General features: G+C 31.8%; 16 protein-coding genes. 2 read left to right on the forward strand and 14 right to left on the reverse strand.

From position 1 onward, the window contains the following. Nucleotides 1-74 precede the first annotated feature (74 nt). The 8 genes from brnQ to KFD70_RS15755 form a co-directional block, all read right to left on the reverse strand. Complete coding sequence (gene brnQ, locus KFD70_RS15720; RefSeq protein WP_336453616.1) at nt 75-1,427, reverse strand: branched-chain amino acid transport system II carrier protein; 1,353 nt, start codon at nt 1,425-1,427, stop codon at nt 75-77. A 488-nt stretch (nt 1,428-1,915) separates the two neighbouring features. After that, entirely contained in the window at nt 1,916-2,830 is a 915-nt protein-coding gene (locus KFD70_RS15725) for a class I SAM-dependent methyltransferase (protein ID WP_336453617.1), read from the reverse strand. 341 nt (nt 2,831-3,171) lie between these two features. Then, nucleotides 3,172-5,319 carry a DNA topoisomerase III gene (gene topB / locus KFD70_RS15730; protein ID WP_431613222.1) on the reverse strand — a complete coding sequence of 716 codons (2,148 nt, stop codon included), beginning with the start codon at nt 5,317-5,319 and terminating at the stop codon, nt 3,172-3,174. 98 nt (nt 5,320-5,417) lie between these two features. Continuing rightward, nucleotides 5,418-6,146, reverse strand: a complete 729-nt coding sequence (locus KFD70_RS15735; RefSeq protein ID WP_001038659.1) for a hypothetical protein — start codon at nt 6,144-6,146, stop codon at nt 5,418-5,420. After that, entirely contained in the window at nt 6,139-7,974 is a 1,836-nt protein-coding gene (locus KFD70_RS15740) for a hypothetical protein (RefSeq protein ID WP_431613223.1), read from the reverse strand. The genes KFD70_RS15735 and KFD70_RS15740 overlap by 8 nt, the downstream gene beginning before the upstream one ends. Before the next feature lie 9 nt (nt 7,975-7,983). Continuing rightward, the gene (locus KFD70_RS15745; protein WP_431613224.1) at nt 7,984-11,025 is read right to left on the reverse strand and encodes a DNA-binding protein; all 3,042 of its coding nucleotides are present in this window, start codon (nt 11,023-11,025) and stop codon (nt 7,984-7,986) included. After that, nucleotides 11,015-12,358, reverse strand: coding sequence for a hypothetical protein (locus KFD70_RS15750; RefSeq protein WP_431613237.1), 1,344 nt, complete (start codon nt 12,356-12,358; stop codon nt 11,015-11,017). The genes KFD70_RS15745 and KFD70_RS15750 overlap by 11 nt, the downstream gene beginning before the upstream one ends. 201 nt (nt 12,359-12,559) lie before the next feature. Then, the gene (locus KFD70_RS15755) at nt 12,560-13,927 is read right to left on the reverse strand and encodes a GIY-YIG nuclease family protein (protein ID WP_144623517.1); all 1,368 of its coding nucleotides are present in this window, start codon (nt 13,925-13,927) and stop codon (nt 12,560-12,562) included. A gap of 177 nt (nt 13,928-14,104) precedes the next feature. Here KFD70_RS15755 and KFD70_RS15760 point away from each other — a divergent pair, with 177 nt between their 5' ends. Continuing rightward, nucleotides 14,105-14,335 carry a helix-turn-helix domain-containing protein gene (locus tag KFD70_RS15760; protein ID WP_431613225.1) on the forward strand — a complete coding sequence of 77 codons (231 nt, stop codon included), beginning with the start codon at nt 14,105-14,107 and terminating at the stop codon, nt 14,333-14,335. Here KFD70_RS15760 and KFD70_RS15765 read toward each other — a convergent pair. After that, nucleotides 14,329-14,475 carry a hypothetical protein gene (locus KFD70_RS15765; protein WP_002170282.1) on the reverse strand — a complete coding sequence of 49 codons (147 nt, stop codon included), beginning with the start codon at nt 14,473-14,475 and terminating at the stop codon, nt 14,329-14,331. The genes KFD70_RS15760 and KFD70_RS15765 overlap by 7 nt on opposite strands. A gap of 224 nt (nt 14,476-14,699) precedes the next feature. On the opposite strand from KFD70_RS15765, the gene KFD70_RS15770 reads away from it, so the two are divergent. Continuing rightward, on the forward strand, nt 14,700-14,915 hold the full coding sequence (locus KFD70_RS15770) for a DUF7695 domain-containing protein (RefSeq protein ID WP_001233388.1): 216 nt from the start codon (nt 14,700-14,702) through the stop codon (nt 14,913-14,915). A gap of 356 nt (nt 14,916-15,271) precedes the next feature. Here the strand turns inward: KFD70_RS15770 and KFD70_RS15775 are convergent, their stop codons facing one another. The 5 genes from KFD70_RS15775 to arsC all read right to left on the reverse strand — a co-directional run bounded on the left by KFD70_RS15775 (nt 15,272) and on the right by arsC (nt 18,654). Beyond that, nucleotides 15,272-15,700, reverse strand: a complete 429-nt coding sequence (locus KFD70_RS15775) for a protein-tyrosine phosphatase family protein (protein WP_000186248.1) — start codon at nt 15,698-15,700, stop codon at nt 15,272-15,274. Nucleotides 15,701-15,726: 26 nt separating this feature from the next. Further along, entirely contained in the window at nt 15,727-16,008 is a 282-nt protein-coding gene (locus KFD70_RS15780) for a HesB/IscA family protein (protein WP_001027746.1), read from the reverse strand. A gap of 39 nt (nt 16,009-16,047) precedes the next feature. Continuing rightward, nucleotides 16,048-17,808: an arsenical pump-driving ATPase gene (gene arsA / locus KFD70_RS15785; protein WP_431613226.1), complete on the reverse strand. Its 1,761-nt coding sequence runs from the start codon at nt 17,806-17,808 to the stop codon at nt 16,048-16,050. 18 nt (nt 17,809-17,826) lie between these two features. After that, nucleotides 17,827-18,186, reverse strand: coding sequence for an arsenite efflux transporter metallochaperone ArsD (arsD, locus tag KFD70_RS15790; protein ID WP_000717838.1), 360 nt, complete (start codon nt 18,184-18,186; stop codon nt 17,827-17,829). A 63-nt stretch (nt 18,187-18,249) separates the two neighbouring features. Then, the gene (gene arsC, locus KFD70_RS15795; RefSeq protein WP_000428326.1) at nt 18,250-18,654 is read right to left on the reverse strand and encodes an arsenate reductase (thioredoxin); all 405 of its coding nucleotides are present in this window, start codon (nt 18,652-18,654) and stop codon (nt 18,250-18,252) included. Between the last annotated feature and the right edge of the window lie 17 nt (nt 18,655-18,671).

Raw genomic sequence — 18,671 nt, forward strand, 5'->3', positions numbered from 1 at the left:
ACCCCCATAGTTTATCTTGTATAAGAATAAAAAAGTTGTAGAAACGAATTCTACAACTTTTTTATTGCATACCATTACTTATTTACTTTTGCTACGTTAGAATGAATTTCATTTTTCACTCTCAAATGACTAATACCGTATCCAATAAATCCACCAATAATAGCCGGGAAGATCCACCCTAGACCAACTTCATGCATCGGAAGAAATTTAGTAAATACATGATTCACTACTTGGATATTTACTCCAGCTGCATTTAATCCATCAAATAAGCTTATAATAAACGTTACCAGTAAGCTTACTTGATACACTTCCCTTCTTCCTTTAAATAATGAATGGAAAAATGTTAAAAAGATTAGTACAATCGCTAATGGGTAAATCGCTGTTAATACTGGAACAGAAACTGCAATGAGTTGTGTTAATCCTATATTCGCAACAATTGCACTAAAAACAGATAAAATAACAACGATTTTTTTGTAAGATACCTTTGGAAATAGTTTGTGGAAAAATGAAGAACATGCTGAAACAAGTCCTACACTAGTCGTTAAACAAGCTACTGTAATCATTAACCCTAATAGGATTCCACCATATGAACCAAAGTAATAGTTTGATACTTTCGCTAAAACTTCCCCACCATTTTCTAAATGCCCAAGTTTTGCTACGCTTGAAGCTCCCATATAAGAAAGCGCTGTATACAGAATTGCTAATACTGTCGCTGCAATAATCGTTGCTTTTGCACAAACAGCCATAATTTGTTTTTTCGTTTTTGCACCTTTTTCTTTAATAGCATTAATGATAATGATGCCAAATACGAAAGATGCAAGCGTATCCATTGTTAAGTATCCTTCTTGAACCCCTTTGAAGAAGGCGTTAGATGTATACGTTTCAACAGGTGCTTGCATATCCCCTATCGGATGAATGAAAGCAACAATTACTAAAATTCCAATGAACGTTAGTTTAATTGGCGTCAAGATTTTTCCAACAATATCGACAATTTTCGCAGGATTGAGCGAAAAAAAACAAGTAATGCTAAAAAATATAATTGTAAAAATAATTAAAGGTATAGAACCTAAACTTTCTGGTGCAAAAGGTTTAAGACCAATTTCAAATGAAACGTTACCCGTTCTCGGTATTGCAAATAATGGACCAATTGCTAAATATAAAATTGTTGTAAATACAATTCCAAAAACAGGGTGAACACGACTTGCCAATGATTGTAAATCTTCTTTACCTGAAATTCCAAATGCTAATACACCAAGTAACGGTAACCCAACCCCAGTTACCAAAAACCCCGCATTCGCTGACCAAATATTTGTTCCAGCTGATTGACCTAACATGGCAGGGAAAATTAGATTTCCTGCTCCAAAAAAGAGAGCGAATAACATTAATCCGATAACTACTATGAACGAAAAAGGGACTTTATTCGTCATGATACAACCTCCATTACAAAATACATTATCTCATTTCCATTTTTAACTAATTGAAGATTCTGAATATTTAACTTGAAGTCTAACTATTCTTTTACTTATTATAGTTTGAAGGATAATATATTGCAATATTATTTTCAAACTTTTCTTTCATTTTTTCATTATACATATTTTAACAACATTTAAAAGTTGCAGCATAAACAATCCACATACTATCAACCACTCGCATACCTTTATTAACGATTATATAATTAATAAATGCAACTACAGTTGTTTACGATGCACCTATTCTCAAATTTCACACATACAAATTTCATGACAAAAAAAGTTCTTTACTAATAAAAAACACAGTACTATGGCACAGTTGACATAAAGCGTGCAACAGGAAGGAAGCTTTTTTACAAACATGACCGAACAAACTCTAACAAGAGATCGTTCGGTCATTTTACAGGGGTTACCCTTTTTAAGGGAAAATATATCTATCATGTGTTTTATTTTTTGACAGCATGCAGATAATGAATCGTTTCAAAAGCTGATAGATAATCGCTTCGATTTTCAAAATAAAGTTCATTTATTTTAGTTGGTGATAAATGTTCATAAATTAGTAAATCTGATTTTTCTAACATTTTCTCAATTTCAATATAAGAAAAACACGATTTCATTGGTTCTCCGCTTGCTGAAGCCATTTTCACCATGTTTTCAACTCTATTAGATATACCTTTTTCTTTAAACAGGTTTGCGTCTGCATAATCAAAAACTATGGAACTTCCTGAAGGTACTTTGGCAAATAAATGATCAATCAAACTTGAATTTTCCTCTTTTGTCAAATAATAAGAAACACCTAAAAGACTAAAGAAAGTTTTTTGGTTATCAAATCCTTCATCTATTAGATTTTGATAGGAAAACTTTTTAGTGAAGTCCATAGAAACAAAATGAAGATTATTCGGAATTTTAAAATTAGCTTTTTCCAGCCTTTTCTTTTTAAATTCCTGTGTAGCAGGGTAATCAATTTCAAATATTTCTAGATTGTTTTTTAATTCTGGATGTCGGAAACAGAAAGTATCTAACCCGGCTCCAAGTATGACATATTGTTTTAATCCTAACATAATTTCATGAAGTAATACTTTTTCACAATATGCAGCACGTGCCAAGGGTGTTGGAGAAAGTTGAGTCTGTGTAATCCATTTTAATATTTCTTCTGTGTCTTCCTTAAATTTTTGAGCTATATCTTTGTTGAAGAAATGGATGCCTTGAACCATATTCTCTTTGATATCATTAAATTCTTTTTGTGAAATTAAATCTTTGGCTATATAGTCATCAAAAATTTTAGGTGTATCGAATTTGCTATGATATGCTCTGCCAAAAGCTGATATTAATGCAGTTAAACTGGACTCATCTTTTTTCATTCAAGCACACTCCTTCATTTTAGAACAAAAAATAGGGTTCCCCTGGCCAGGAGAACCCTATTATATAACCGAATTAAATAAAAGTAAATTATAGCATAAATAAATTATTTTGTCAAACTTTACGCTCACGACTATTTCCGTACAAATATTGACACCTGGTAAGTTTTATATGAACAGTCCGCACTTTGCAACAAAATTAACGAGATAATCGTATCGCTTTTTAATAAGACGTAATTGCGATTAATTCATAATGGCAACCTCTCAGCAAATAACTTTTTGTCACCAAACAATAATTTCAAATCACTATAAAAAAGTGTTACGTATCATCGCAACACCTTTCCTCATTTCTCAAACACAAAATTAATTTTATTCTCTTTCCACTCCAGCTTCGCATCAAAGCTTTTATCATTCTTTTTAAAACCTTTAATTAAATCTGTTTGTTCACCTTTTAATAGCTTCGTCATATTCTTTTGCGAAATCGTTTTTCCTAATATTTTTTTGGAGATTGTGAAATCACATTGGGTTGTATTATAGTTTGAACAACCGTAAAAAGTCGATTTATCGATTACATCGCCATCACATTTTTTACATGTTCCGACTTTTTTACCTGTTGTAAATTTCGATCCTTTACGTTCGATTGACTCTACATTCAATCCGGTAAAATCCCATTTCTCAGACATTTCAATCGCATCTTCAATAATTTTGGCTGATAGCTTTTTCGTTTGTTCCATAAAAGTTGCTGGTGAAGCTGTACCTTCTCCAATTTCTGCAAGACGCTGTTCCCACTTTGCCGTCATTTCTGGAGAAGCTAAAATTTTATCCCCAATTGCAGTAATTAATACTTTCCCTTTATCCGTTGCGTATACTTGGTTTTTCTTCACATCAATATACTTACGATCTTTTAGCATTGTAATGATGCCTGCACGAGTTGCTTCTGTACCTAAGCCTTCTGTCTTCTTTAATACTTTCTCAAGCTCTTCATTATCTAAGTACTTTCCAGCCGTCTTCATTAATGTAATAAGTTGTCCTTCTGTATAACGCTTTGGCGGCTGTGTTTTCCCTTCTTTCACTTTCACCTTTACGACTTTTCCTTGTTCACCTTCTGCTACGATTGGAAGAATCGTTTCATCATCTTTATCATCTTGGAAAATAACTTTGCGCCATCCTTCTTGAATTTGTTGTTTCCCTTTTGAAATAAATTCCGCACGTCCATCTACAAGCGTTGTAATTGTTGTATAATCAAAAATCGCAACTTCATAATGTGCCGCAATTAATCGTCTAACAATCATATCGTAAATTTTCTTTTCATCACCAGATAGTTTACTTGGATTTGTTACTTGTTCAGTTGGAATGATGGCGTAGTGATCCGTAACTTTTTTTTCATTCACATACCGCTTATTATTCATAATGGACTCAATCGGTGCAGGTAACAAATCTTTATACTCATCAAACTGGCTTAACTTTTGTAAGATGTCAGGAAACGTCGCTGCTTCTCCTTGTGTTACATAGTTAGAATCCGAACGTGGATACGACACAATCCCTTTTTGATATAACGCTTGTGTAATATCAAGGGTCTTTTTCGGTGAAAATTTAAATGCTTTATTCGCTGTTGCTTGCAGTGATGACAAATTAAATAATAACGGTGGCTGAAACTCTTTCCGCTCCGTTTTCATTTCCTTTACTTCAGCCGGTTTATTTTGACAAAATGCTGCAATTTTATTCGCCATATCAGGATCTTTTAAGCGAGACTCATTATCTTTCTCCCACTTTCCTTCATATTTCTTTCCTTCTATATTAAAGGTTGCAAACACTTCCCAAAACGGCTCTGATTTAAAATTTTCAATTTCCTTTTCACGCTTTACAATTAAAGCTAATGTCGGCGTTTGTACACGGCCAGCCGAAAACACATCATTCATTCCCTTTTTCTTTAACAAAATGCTAAAGACACGTGATGCGTTCATCCCAACGACCCAATCAGCGCATGACCTTGTATATGCTTCATAATACGTATTAATCGTATCTGACTCATCAAGTAAGTTTTTAAACCCTTGATAAATCGCTTGCTTCGTTAAAGACGAAATCCAAAGACGTTTCATCGGTTTTTGTACGTTACAAAGATTGATAATATTTCGTACAATTAATTCCCCTTCACGCCCCGCATCGCCCGCATGAATAATTTCCGTCACTTGCGGATTATGTAACAGCTGTTTCACAACATTAAATTGCTTATATTTTGATTTTGTGACTTCAAATTGAAACCGTTCCGGAATCATTGGCAATGTATTTAATGACCATTTTTTCCACTCGGCATGATAATGTTCTGGATTACATAACTGTGTCAAATGACCAACTGCCCATGTACAGTAAGCTCCATTGGGGAATAACTCATTTGCTTCTACTTCTAAATAACCATCTTTTCGGCGATATTTAAATTGAGAAACAAGAGCTAAACCTTGATCGGGTTTCTCGGCAAGTATTAATACGGTCATAGTTTTTAAGTCACTCTCCTTTATTCTATATACAATAAGGTATAAACGCTTCTCGACTTTTTTTTATAGTCAAAAAAAATATTCAAAACGAAGATTTTTCACCAATCATAATCATCTTTTTGAATATTTATACTATTTTCGGATTTCAATTGTATAATATTATCTCGACCTTCTTTTTGATTACTCATATCTACATGTTGACTAATTTTTTCAATATACATAATAGGATTACCAAAAGTTTCTGTCAAAGCGTAATTTATTTCTTCAAACTGTGTTTCCCCTGTATTTATTACTTTTTTCAATTCTTTTTCTGATCCAACAAGCATATAAAAAAAACCATCTAATAACGTGTTTAATTTTTCATTTTCATCCTTCAAGTTTTTTATTATATCACTTTTTTTATTTAAATGCCTTGAAATATTTTCTAACTCACTTTGTAAAACCTCTATTTTCTCTACCAATCTATCCACTAAATTGTTGTATGGAAGAAGGTCTTTTATTAAAGCATTTTTATCCCCATAATGTTTCTCTACTAAATCTACAATATCTACTACTTCCAATTCTTCTTTTTCTGATAAGCGTATACTTTTTTTTCTAACTATGTTATATTCAGCAACTAAATGTTTTCCTTTCGTTTTCCACCAAGTGTATCCTGGAAAAAATTCAATTTCCCCCCGCTCATAAGTTTTTTTTACAAACTCAAAAATATCTTTATGTGTCACCTTTGATTTCAAGTTATGTTTTTCATCAAACTGAACAATTAAACTCCTTAATTTTTTTTCCTTATTACCATCATCTAAAATTCCTTTTTTTCCATTTTTATTCATAATCTACAACTCCCAATAATACCTTTAGTTTCACTATCTGTTTTATACCTAAATGTACTGCATTCGCTGTCGAGATTAAATCCTTTTTCACATTAACATCAACCTGTCCAGAATCATCAAGATCTGCATTAAATAAATATTGAATAAAATTAATCTTTTCTCTTAATTCTTCATAAATTATATTTAAATCGTTAATGACAGTATCCTTTTTTTCCACTAATTCTTGGGAAGATATCGTCCAATTCCTACAAAAATAGCAACCACTATGTCTCCAATTAAACGTTGGGCATGGCATAGTTTCATCCTTACAATAACCTATATTCAATTGAATATAGTCTTGATATTTACTAATATCATTCTCCCCCTCGATGTATGCCAATTTGTGTCGTTTATCAAAAAAATCATTAACACTTGGGTGAACAATAGTTATCTTCTCATCATCCAAATACATAGATGGATTTAAATTTCTAAACTCTCTCTCTATCTTTTGCATCTCACCATCCATCCAGCTCTCCATATGATTGAAATATGTATATTGGGTTTCTTCCAAAAAATGTCCTGATAATCTTTGGATTTCAACTTTATCATATCCCTGCATCATCATATTAATAATAGCTATGTGCCTTAAATCCCCTGCAAGAATCATTGATTGTATACTATCTTTCGCCTGACTTGTTGTTAAGCTGTCAACTTTAAAATTCCCAAGAGTCTTATAAGTCCCTTTAATTGACATAATATTTACCTTATACCTCTTAAAAATTATTTCCTTATAAAAATTGCCTATCATTTTAGATAAACTACGTAAATTGAAATTCAAATTATTAATTATGTTAGCATTTCCAATGGCGTTTATATTTATTAGATAGTCCGTTTCTTCAAACCCTTCTGTTAAAGCGACATAATGCTGAAAAGATTCGTACAACTCTTTAGGTATTGGTAAAGTATCATATGTTATTTTCCCCCTATTCTCACCCTTTCGGTGTTCTTTAAATCTAGGAAAAGTAATAAAATAATTATCCCCTCTTACTTCCAAAGCATCTCTTTTAATCTGACAAAATTCAGATGGTCTCATTGGTATAATAGATGTCAATTTCCACCATAGAACAAGTGGATAGAATCTAATAAGTTCATAATTGTCTTCTTTTTCCATCGAATATTCAAACCAATCTTCAAGATACATTTTAAATTTCAATGTATCCTTAAAGGAAGGTAATGTCCGATAATTACTTTTAAAAAGCGTTTTTCCCTTTATTTCTTCCAAATCCCCTATAAGGGATATATATTTATCTGGCGCATAAAATTTCAAAAAATCTACGATAGATACAATATAATCAAACAGTTGGTTATCCTTCATTTCTATTGTCTTATACATTTTTCTTTCATCAACACTATGTGAACAGCGTTGTTTCGTTAATTCAATCAGCCTATTTGAATAAGACAGCTCAAATCCATTAGTAATAAATATTGCTGATAAAATATGTGAATATTTTTTACGCGATACAGCAAGCGACTTCTCACTCAATTGCGTTACTATCCAACACTTAACTACTTTTATTAGTGTTTCTTTCAATACAGGACTATTAAAATTTATAATAGAATCAATTTTCTGAAAATCAAATGTTATTCCACTCCCCGTAAATAAATCCTTAAATACCCACATATTATCTTCAAAATCAGCTTTGATTTTCTTACTTATCACACCATAATAGTTATTTAGCAATTCTTTAGCATTTTTAACTGCCTCAACTATATCAAAATTATTTTTTGCAATATCTTCAACTTTTATGTTACCTATATCAACAATCAGCCCAATATTACTTTTCAACACTTTCCCCCCTCATATATTCATTCCTAATGTTTTATATTCTTTTAATCCTTTAGAGTTTAATTCTGATCCTAAGGCTTTTATACGTTCAGTACCTCCTATTACAAAACTATCCACTACTTCTCGTCCAAACTTTATTCTTGCTTGATCAACCACACCGTGCATAAGATAAAAATGATTTGCAAGTTTCTGTTTTTCACCTATAATGGCAACATCAAATTCTTTTTGAATCTTATTCATTAAAAATATATAATTATCCATAATATTAACTAACGCATAAACATTAATAATTGATGCTGCGCATGTTTCACACGGTGGTTTCTCACCAAATTCATTCTCAAACTTACATTGTTTATATATACACTGATAATGTTTCTGCCTTTCTGGAAGCCCTCCAGATACTGCTTGGTAATATAAATTTTGAAGCTCTTGTAAATTGAATTGTTGAAGATAACTTCTTACTTTTTCTCTTTCACTTGCTAATCGATTAATGACTCCTGCTGTAGCTTCTATCTTTGTTATATCTCCAAAAGATTTATTGATTTGTATCATTCTCTCTGTTTCTATACTTTTATTAGTTTCTTCTCCAAAAAGAATATTAGTTAAATATTGAGTTACAAAGCCAAATTGATTTCTTTCAAATAATTCAAGAACAAGCTTCCGAATTTGTTCTTCGGTAAGTTTTATATAATGATTCATTGTTGTCCGTTCTTGCATATGACTTCTTGATATCTGGGATTCTTTTAATCCCCTTCCCATATGACGCAAGACAGACCATATTAGAGTTGTAAGTGTTCTATTCATTTTGCGATTTTCAAACTTAAACCCTACAGTAAATTCTTTAAAGAATTCTTTATGTGGATTCAATTTAGGAACTAAGCAACTTGCCAAATCTATTAAAGTTAAACTATCCTCACATGTTGCACGCACTCTAAGTTCACATATACTTATTGCGGTTGCAAATGCAATTTTTAATGGCTCACCAATATTAAATATTCCCTCCGCACTCACTCCTGTTTTATTAATTTTCGTAACAAATCTACCAACCTGAAAAATAATAATGTTAGCATCTTCTAGTGAAATATCATTTTTCATCAACCAATCTAAATTCTCTATTCTTGTATTTGACAAATCAATTCTTGGTATTTGTGTAATAATCGTACTATGTCTCCAATTATTAGTGAGTTGAATTAAAATATATACCCAGCAACTATCATATTTTTTATACTTGGACCTATCCATCGTTGACAATAATTTCTTCACGTCTGTAATAGCTTTTTTCTTATGAAATTCTACTTGATTAGCATACTCATATAGGTTATGGTATTCTTCTAATGAGTACATTCCAACATCGACTTCTTTGATATTATTATAAGTTCTTGGATCATTTAGGTCTTCAATGTTAAATGGAAGGGGTAGACCATTAACCACAAAAGAATTAATAACATACTTCAGAAAACTATAAAAATCGCGCTGATAACTCCTATTAATGTCATTATTACTATTTAAAAATTTTTGATTTATCTCACTTGCTGAATAAGAGTAAATTTCAAGTTCGAAAATTTCGAAAATTAAACATGTATTTCTAACAAATTGGTTTACTTGAAAGGCTATCCTTTGTTTATTCATCTTCGTTTTATATAAAAAACTTTGAACATATTGATACCAAAAACCTTTGGTACTCATTTGACTACTTTTATAAGTAAATTCTAAAATTTCTTCTATTTTATAAATAAAATCTTCAAATGGATCTTCAAATGATACTGAATTTAATTGCCAATAAAATTTATAATCTAACCATAAGCTATCAATTTCTTCTTTTACATAAACTTTTCTTGCTTGATAATTCATATGACCTAATAGTAACGTAGGTATATTGATTTTAGTTACAGGTCTTCTTATTTTCTCTTCACTTCCTATAATGTAATAAGCAAATGAATCGCTATATTTCTCCTTTATCTGAGAAAATGTATAATACTCTTCCTTAAATTTTTCTAACAACTTCATTTGTTTTGTAAAAAGTTGCATTACTGCTTCCTTAGAAACCAATTTAGTTTTATCAAAAGTGCAAACTACTACTATTTCTCCTGACTTTATTAAATTTTTAATATTTATGCTACCTAATTTTAATATCTCTCCTGCCTCATCTACAGTTATATTCCCAAAAAAACCACCATATGTTTTTGCTGCTGCGGCTTTACCTCTATCTGAAAACACTTTACATAATAATTTTAATCTTTCAGCATCATGCTTAGATATAAAAATATTTGTCTTATTTCCCACCTTAAATTCACTTATGCTCAATTTCTTATAAAAATATAATATATTTTGGCTCCCAAAATACCCTCTTAATTCTCTAAGGAAATTCTGTTTGTGAATATGATTAGAAAAAAATCTTTCTACCTCTTCCCTCATATATACTTCTTTAACTAACCTACCAGAAAACGGGTCATTATAATCTATTTTTTTTCTATTTATCATACCTAGAGGTAATTTATCAATTGAATCTCTAATATTGTCTATTATCTCTGTTGCTGTTAGAGATTTACCCAATTTTTCTTGTGCTATTTCATAAATAGTAATATACTGCTCCACCTTAAAATTAGCTTCTTCATTATTTCTTATTTTCTTAACCCTTAATTTGGCAAATTTAATAAGTTGTTCAAATTCCTCACGTGAATAAAATTTAAATTCAATTTTTTTCCCTAATCTATAAACTGAAACATTACATTTTTTCCCCCAGTATGATAACTTGGTATACGGTTCATCAATCAGGTTTAACGCTTCACTTATGCTAATATTATCGTTTAAAAATTTTTCTATAGATTCAAGATTATATATTACTGTAACAGGAGGATATTTTTCATTTACTAATACCGGTTCTGATAGTTCTATTTTTCGAATCATTCCCTTAGGTAAATCATCTATATACTGCATAAACTTTCCCCTAGTAATTTCACTGTTTAAAAGGGTTTCTAGGTTCTTTCCAATCATTTCCGCAATATCATAAATAGTAATATATTTCTTCACATCAAAATTCAAATCACGATTCAAAATTTTCAACATCCTTCCAATATCGTTGATAAAAAGGCATGTTTAAGTGAGATATTTTATCTGACTGTTCGGGAGATAGTAATTCAAGGGCTTTGCGAATATTAAAAGTTACAGTTATAACGTCAAAGTAAGATTCCATAGATTGAGTTGATCTATCTCCTCGTAAAACTGCCGTTTGTTTTTCATTAAATCCTGCGTCTAAACACATATTAGTAAAGGCTCCTCTTCCTATATGCGACCGCCATTTTGTTTGTGAAAAATCTATATAATCTTGATACCTCCCTTTAGTTCCTAGTAACATTCCTAGATATATATTCTTTAATTTTAAAAACCTTTTATCGTATGTATCTGATGACATTGGATTTCCTTCAGAATCGTAGAATAGCGCATTTAAGTGCTTAGGTTTTTTTATTTTTTTCAAAACCACTTCCATATGATGCTTATATAGATAAGGTAAAATTGGATCTATAAGTGTAGATTGATCTCTCGGCTTTTTAACTTGGACACTTGATGTATTAATAAACCTGTTAAATAAATCATTTTGTCTATCTCTAATTTTAACTATAAGCCCTTCTTGTCCATATTTACTATTTTGTGGCTTCAAAGCTGTTCTTACCAAATTAATTAATTCACCTTTTCGAAGTCCACCAAAAATTTGCAAGGCAACTCCAAATGCAATATCAGGTACTTCTTGCTTTGCTATCAACAATATTTCACGTATATAATGTAAACGAATAATATGTCTATTTTCATTTGATTCATGATTTTGCGGAACTATATCTTTTCTTTTTACTCTCTCCCTTAGTAAAACCTCATCTGTTTTTTTATATGTAAAATCCATTTTATATACTTTTTTTGTATCACGTCCTGTCCGTATCACGACTATCTTAAAACGCGGTTCATGCTTCAGAACCTTTTCATCTAATAGATATTTGTAAAATTTAGATATATAATTTTCTTTTACTTCTAAAGTTATATTTTTATTAGCTTTTACTTCCACACAAAACTTGAGATATAAATTAGCATGTTCTTCTCGTAAATCTCCTAATCCTTTTACATATTGAAACTCTGGATTTCCTTCATTTACCTTTTCCAAAATAAAATTTAAAAAGGGTACAATAATAACAGCTACCGTTTTTTCAGTATTTATAGACCCTGAATTTCTATGATAGTACTTATATAAAAAGTGAGTAATTGGATGTGGGTACATCTCCCCAGTTGTTAAATCTTTTAATACTATGATAAAAGATTTGGTCTTAATAATATTCCCACCCTGTTTTCGAGGATATTGAACTACTTTCCAATCAAACTTATAATTATTGCTTATATCCATTTGTTTCAAACAAATCCACCTCCTATAATTTTGTAATATTCAATTAATTTCTTTTAGTTTAATCCATTATGACAATCAAATCACTACAAACGTCTCACATAATTAAAATCAACATTGTTACCTTATTTTTTGATTTAAACCTCTCAAATTATAATACATAACTTAATTAGTAGCCTCATCACCATACCTATCTTACCATTTTTAGAAGTTAAAATTATAGATTTTCATAAACTCTTCGTCTTGTAAATAACCTTCATTTAATAAATAAGAAACTTCATTATCTTGAAGATTAAACCATTCTGTAGACTGAAATAATGCATGCCTTTTATTTATGAATTTTTTCTTTACATACAGTTCCAAGTTAAATGCATTATTATTTGAAATAACTTTCAGCTTCTTAAAAGTCCCATTAGGAAATCGAAATCTATAAGCTTCTTCCGCTTCTATAAAACGTCTAGATAATGAACTAAAGGTAACACCTACTTTATATGTTTTGGTACTCTGATCCCCAAAAACATATAATATTTTAGCCTTTTTATATGTTTTCATTAAAGTGAAATTATAATCTAAATTTCTAAAATCATTCTCGTAACAAAAAATATCGCCTGGGTAAATTCTACTTATAATAAACATATCACTTTCAAATTTTTGGTTTTCGACTAAAAACTCAATTTCTTTTCTAAATCTTGATAAACTATAATTAGTTGAAAAAACAAACTTGTTAATAAAAAGCTCGTACACATTGTCAATATGCATTATAGGATTGGGACTACTATCAAATACTTTATAGAGCGTTATGTATTTTAAACTACTACTTAATTCAGCTAATTGATAAAGCTCCTGATCCTCGACCGCTTTTGCTGTTTTTCTCCAGTTATATCCTCTATAATAATAACCCCAATCATTGAGAATAGTATTAATTTTTATACAAAAACCTTTTACTTCCTGATCTAGTAACCTATTGTTGATATAAAATAATGTTTCATACTCTCCTAGTTTATTTTTAATCTTAACAATAGTATCAGCCCTTCTGATTCTAGCTTTTCCCATCAATTTTAAAGAGTGACACATTTCATTAACTTGCTTAAGAATATCGCACATTTTTTCTCGACTTGAAAGACTTAGATTGCCATTATTATTATAACAACATTCCAACTTCTCTTTTAACTCTTTTATCCGAATGTTATTTTGATATACATCGCATTTTAAAATATGTCTTTCTTGGAAACATTCTTGATAGCTTCTCAGATAACTTTCTTTTTTCTGTTCCGCAATGTAAAGTTGTTTATTTAAATGACTTACTTTATCCTCCAACTTACAACATCGTTTTTTCAATATCTCTTTCTGATGTTTAGCTTCTTCTAACATACTCTCAATTAATTCAACATAATAAACATCTAGCTTGTCAGTTACATCCCAATCAAGTTGTAATAACCTTTCCATTTCCCCCTTCTTTTCGATTTCTAAATTTAGTTTTTTTTCAACTTCAGTTCTCTCCCATTTTTCAATTTCTAACATTAACTCCAATTCAAATATCCGATGATATAATTCTTGAATCACATCAGACATGTAATTTCACTCCTGACATTTTACTTTTTTAGTAATTACCAGATATATTCTTCAAAGTTCAATAATAAAATTAAATTAAGTTTATTATATATTACACTAAGTTTGTAGACTATAGTCTGTAGAACAAAAAGATCTACTCTCTCAAAATTAGTTTAGAACTAATAGGAGAGTGATCTCTTGAAAACCGAGCAAGCATTTGGTATTGTACTGCATAGATACCGAACTAATTTACAATTAAGTCAAGAGGAAGTAGCATTTCAATCTGGATTAGATAGAACATATATAAGTCTTTTAGAAAGAGGAAAAAGAAAACCTACAATAAATACTCTATTTTCCTTAGCTAGAACTCTAAAAGTTAAACCAGCCCAATTAATTAAAGAAGTTGAAGAATGCTTAAACTATCAATAAAAAGAGAAGCAAGATTTTACTGTTTGCTTCTCTTTTGCTTGCATTCCTTTTCCTTCTAGCACTGACATCAATTCCGTAATCCCCTGAACCATCTGCTCTTCTTCTCCTTGAATTAGCATGCTATCAAGCTTTGCTTGCAAATCTTGATAGTCCAATTACTATTAAAAATGCAAATAAGATTACTGTACGACCAGATAAACTGTCATACAAAGAATGGGATTATTTCTATATACATGGAACAGGAGAACACTATTACTTTGGAAAATGGTTTCTTGGCGAACAGATATGTATTATGTTTATAAAGATAGTGATTAATGTAAATGTCACCATAATGAACTAATCTAGTAAAGGAGTGCTAATGGTAATGCGAAAAGTACTAATAAATAAGTTACGGTGCAAAAAATGTAATGACATCATTGAATCCAAACATCGACATGATTTTAAGTCATGTAAGTGTAAAGCAATTTTCGTAGATGGTGGTACGGATTATCAACGTTGTGGTTGGGGATTAGATCGCCCAGAAGAAGAATTACCTATAGAGGATTATGTTGATTTTAGTTATTCAGTTTATGAAGAATAATTTTATAAGGCGAGATTAGACTGAAATTTCAACTAGTAAGTAAATGAAATTAGATTTTTACACTCATTGAAAAGTTTGATGATCAGGATTTCATTCCAATCAAAGAACTGAAACCTTAAAATAAAGTTTCAGTAAAAACATCCGTCCACGCCCAGATTTTAGAATAAACAAAAAGAAACCATTTTGAAAAAGATCAATCAAAGTGGTTTCTTTTTTGGATTGACTCTCCAATTTATTAAAGGATTCGATCTAAACTCACTTAGAATTCTTTAATTGAAAAAGTCAATGTATCGTAAATTTTTACAAATATCATAACTTTATATTAAAGCTACGATACTCATTATTCATGTTTTCTGCTAGTTTTGGTACAAACTTACTAGCACTTGTTTTAATTCTGGCTTAATACTAATAACAGGACGGATTGTTTTTGCTTTTTGTTCCGCTTCATCTACATTAGAAGCATATCCGAGCGCCAATAATAAACCAGTTGCAACTGTACCTGTACGATTACGTCCACCAGAACAATGGAAAAATACCTTCTTATCTTGTTCAACAGCTTCCTTGACCGCTGCAATTGCTTTTCTTACTGATTCATCTTGTCCTTCAACACCTTCTACGATAGGATAAGCATGACGTTTAGTTCCAGCCGGAAATCCTTCTGGTTCTTCTCCTCCAGCACGTAAGTCAAACACCTCTGTAATCCCGTGTTTTTTTACTGCCTCTTGTATTGCGTCCACTCCACCAATATATACTTTTCCTTTTACGAGTTCGTGATAGTTCGTCATGTTTGTTAATCTCCTTCACTTATTATTTAGCAGCAGTTAGATCCGCCACTGATAACAAGGCCTGCACCTTGTTGATCTTCTACATAATCTAGTGTCAATGTATTTACTAATTCAGCAACCTTTGGATCCATAGCAACTAGAATTCCGTTTACTGTTTCTGTGACATCATTTTCTTGTGCTTCTCCTAAATTAATACCGTAGCTAGGGCCACAGCATCCAGCACCATCAAATGTAAAGCGTAATGTTGTAACACCATTTTCTTTCATAGCAGTTTCAATAAACTCTTTTGCTTTATCTGTAATATTCATTTTCATTTCTCCCCTTCATAGTAACTAATTAAAAATGTTTTATTTTACTAAATCTTTAAGCTTCTCATACCCTACAATATCTTCCGATTGCCAAGGGATGATAACACAGTTATTTTGTGATTCCTTTTGTACCGCTTGAATCCACTGTATTTCAGACTGTGCTCTTCCTCTTAACACTAAATCGCTTGTATGTGTTGCGTAAAAACTTTGATTGATAACCCACCATTTTGGAGTAATATCCGCACGTTTCAAGTCTTCTTGTAGACGGCTTGCTTCATGAACTGGTGTCGCTTCTGCAAGCGTTACAATTACAACACTTGTTTCTTCTGGATTACGAAGACGTGGTAATAAGTTTTTCACAGACTGTGGTACTTCACCCGAAGAACGTGCAATTTCTTTATGATAGGTTTGTGCTGCATCTAATAACAATAACGTATGACCCGTTGGCGCTGTATCAATAACTACAATTTCATCATTTGCTCTTTCAACAATATCCGCTAAAGCACGGAAGACTGCGATTTCTTCTGTACAAGGAGAACGTAAATCTTCTTCTAAATACGCTAAACCTTCTTCGTCAACCGTATCTTTTGCTTGCTCTATGACTTCCTTACGATAGTTGTCAACTTCTACTTTTGGATCAATTCGACTTATCGTAATATTCCGTTGTTCTCCATGCATGACATAATCAATATGTGCTGCGGGATCAGTTGTAGTTAAGTGTACATGGTGTCCTTTTTCAGCCAGACCAACTGCAATTGCAGAAGCTACCGTAGTCTTCCCGACACCACCTTTTCCCATTGTCAAAATTACTCGTTTTCCTGATTCTGAAAGATTAGTAATCAATGTCTGAAGTGAAGGGATAGAGACGGTATTTGCTTCTTCATTCGAAATCGAAAGATTTTCCATTGGTTGAACCAGTTTTCTCATATTCTCTATCCCAGTAACATTAAACGGTACTAATGGAATTTCATAAATAGGAAGATTCTTTAATTCTTCTGCCATGTTTTCTAACGCATGTGATTGTCTCTTAAACAATGCATCTGAGACATCATCATTTTGTACATAGTCTTTCAAGATCCCATTTACTAGCAGAAATTGATTACTAACACCAATTTCTTTTAATTCATGAGCTGCTCGTTCCGCTTCTTGCAATGGAGAACTATCTGGTCGTGTGACAAGCAATAACATTGTTTGGTTCGGATTAGATAGTGCCTGAACCGTTTGACTATATAACTCTTTTTTATCACCAAGCCCTGCTAATGGTCCTAAACAAGAAGCTCCATGAGTACTTTCTTCTAAGAATCCACTCCAAGCCGTAGGGAGCTGAAGAAGACGTAACGTATGACCTGTTGGCGCTGTATCAAATATAATGTGATCGAATTTAGATGTTAATTCTTTATTTGTAAGTAACGTAGAAAACTCATCAAATGCGGCCATTTCTACTGTACAAGCTCCAGATAATTGTTCTTCCATCGTTGCAATAACCGTATCAGGAAGCTTTCCACGATATGGACCAACAACACGTTCTTTATATTCATGGGCTGCTGTTTCAGGATCTAAGTTAGCTACTTGTAGATTTGGAACACTTGGAATTTCTTTCGGTTTATTCGAAAGTTCTATTTCGAACACATCTTGTAAATTAGAAGCTGGGTCAGTACTTATTAATAAAACTTGTTTCCCCATATCAGCTAAGGTAATAGCTGTTGCACATGCAGTAGATGTTTTTCCTACTCCACCTTTGCCAGTAAAGAATAAAAATGGTGTGAATGCTATTGTGTTTGGGTTATATAAGTTTGTCATTGCCTCTCACTTCTTTCTCTATTTTTTCACGTTTAGCTTTAAACGTACGACTGGCTTTTGACTCAACTCTTCTTCTGTTACATCTGTTAACTGTGCAAGTTCTTCATTTGTCAGGTGACTTTTTTCTTTTACTACTTTTCCATCTACCAAAGTTACAGGCAACACGTCCGGTCCTTTATCCGTTAATAGTTGACTGATAACAACATTATTAGCAAATGCATCTGGTTCACTTGCCAGGTTATAACGAGTAACATTCATACCTTTATTCTTTAAATTGTTTACAGCAACTGAAATACGAATTAATTCTGGATCAACACTCGGTCCACAAACTCCAGTAGAACAACACATTGCAGGATCAAAAATTTCAATCTTTTTCATCTCTGATTTCTCCCCTTCTTTATAAAATAAGCCGAGAAGATTCTCGGCTTATTTTGTTTTCAATTATTCTCCTGTTTCAGCAAACTTTTTAATACGTCCACCAATCTCATCGCGAACTTTTTGGAATACAGACCACTCTTGGCCAGCTGGATCATCAAATCCCCAGTGAACTCGTTTTACATGCGGTGGTGTTGTCGGACACACATCGTTTGCGTGACCACAAAGCGTTACAACAAGATCAGCTTTGTCTAAAATGTCACGATCAATAATATCAGATGTTTGGTCCGTAATATCAATGTCTACTTCTTTCATTGCTTTAATTGCATTCGGGTTTACTCCGTGCGCCTCGATACCAGCAGAAAGTACATTCCATTTGTCACCTAAATATTTTTTACCCCAAGCTTCTGCCATTTGGCTACGACATGAGTTTCCTGTGCATAAAAAGTAAATTGTTTTTTTGTTTTCCATGATAATTCCACCTTTAT

The organism is Bacillus pfraonensis (assembly GCF_050768835.1).
GTDB classification, from domain to species: domain Bacteria; phylum Bacillota; class Bacilli; order Bacillales; family Bacillaceae_G; genus Bacillus_A; species Bacillus_A pfraonensis.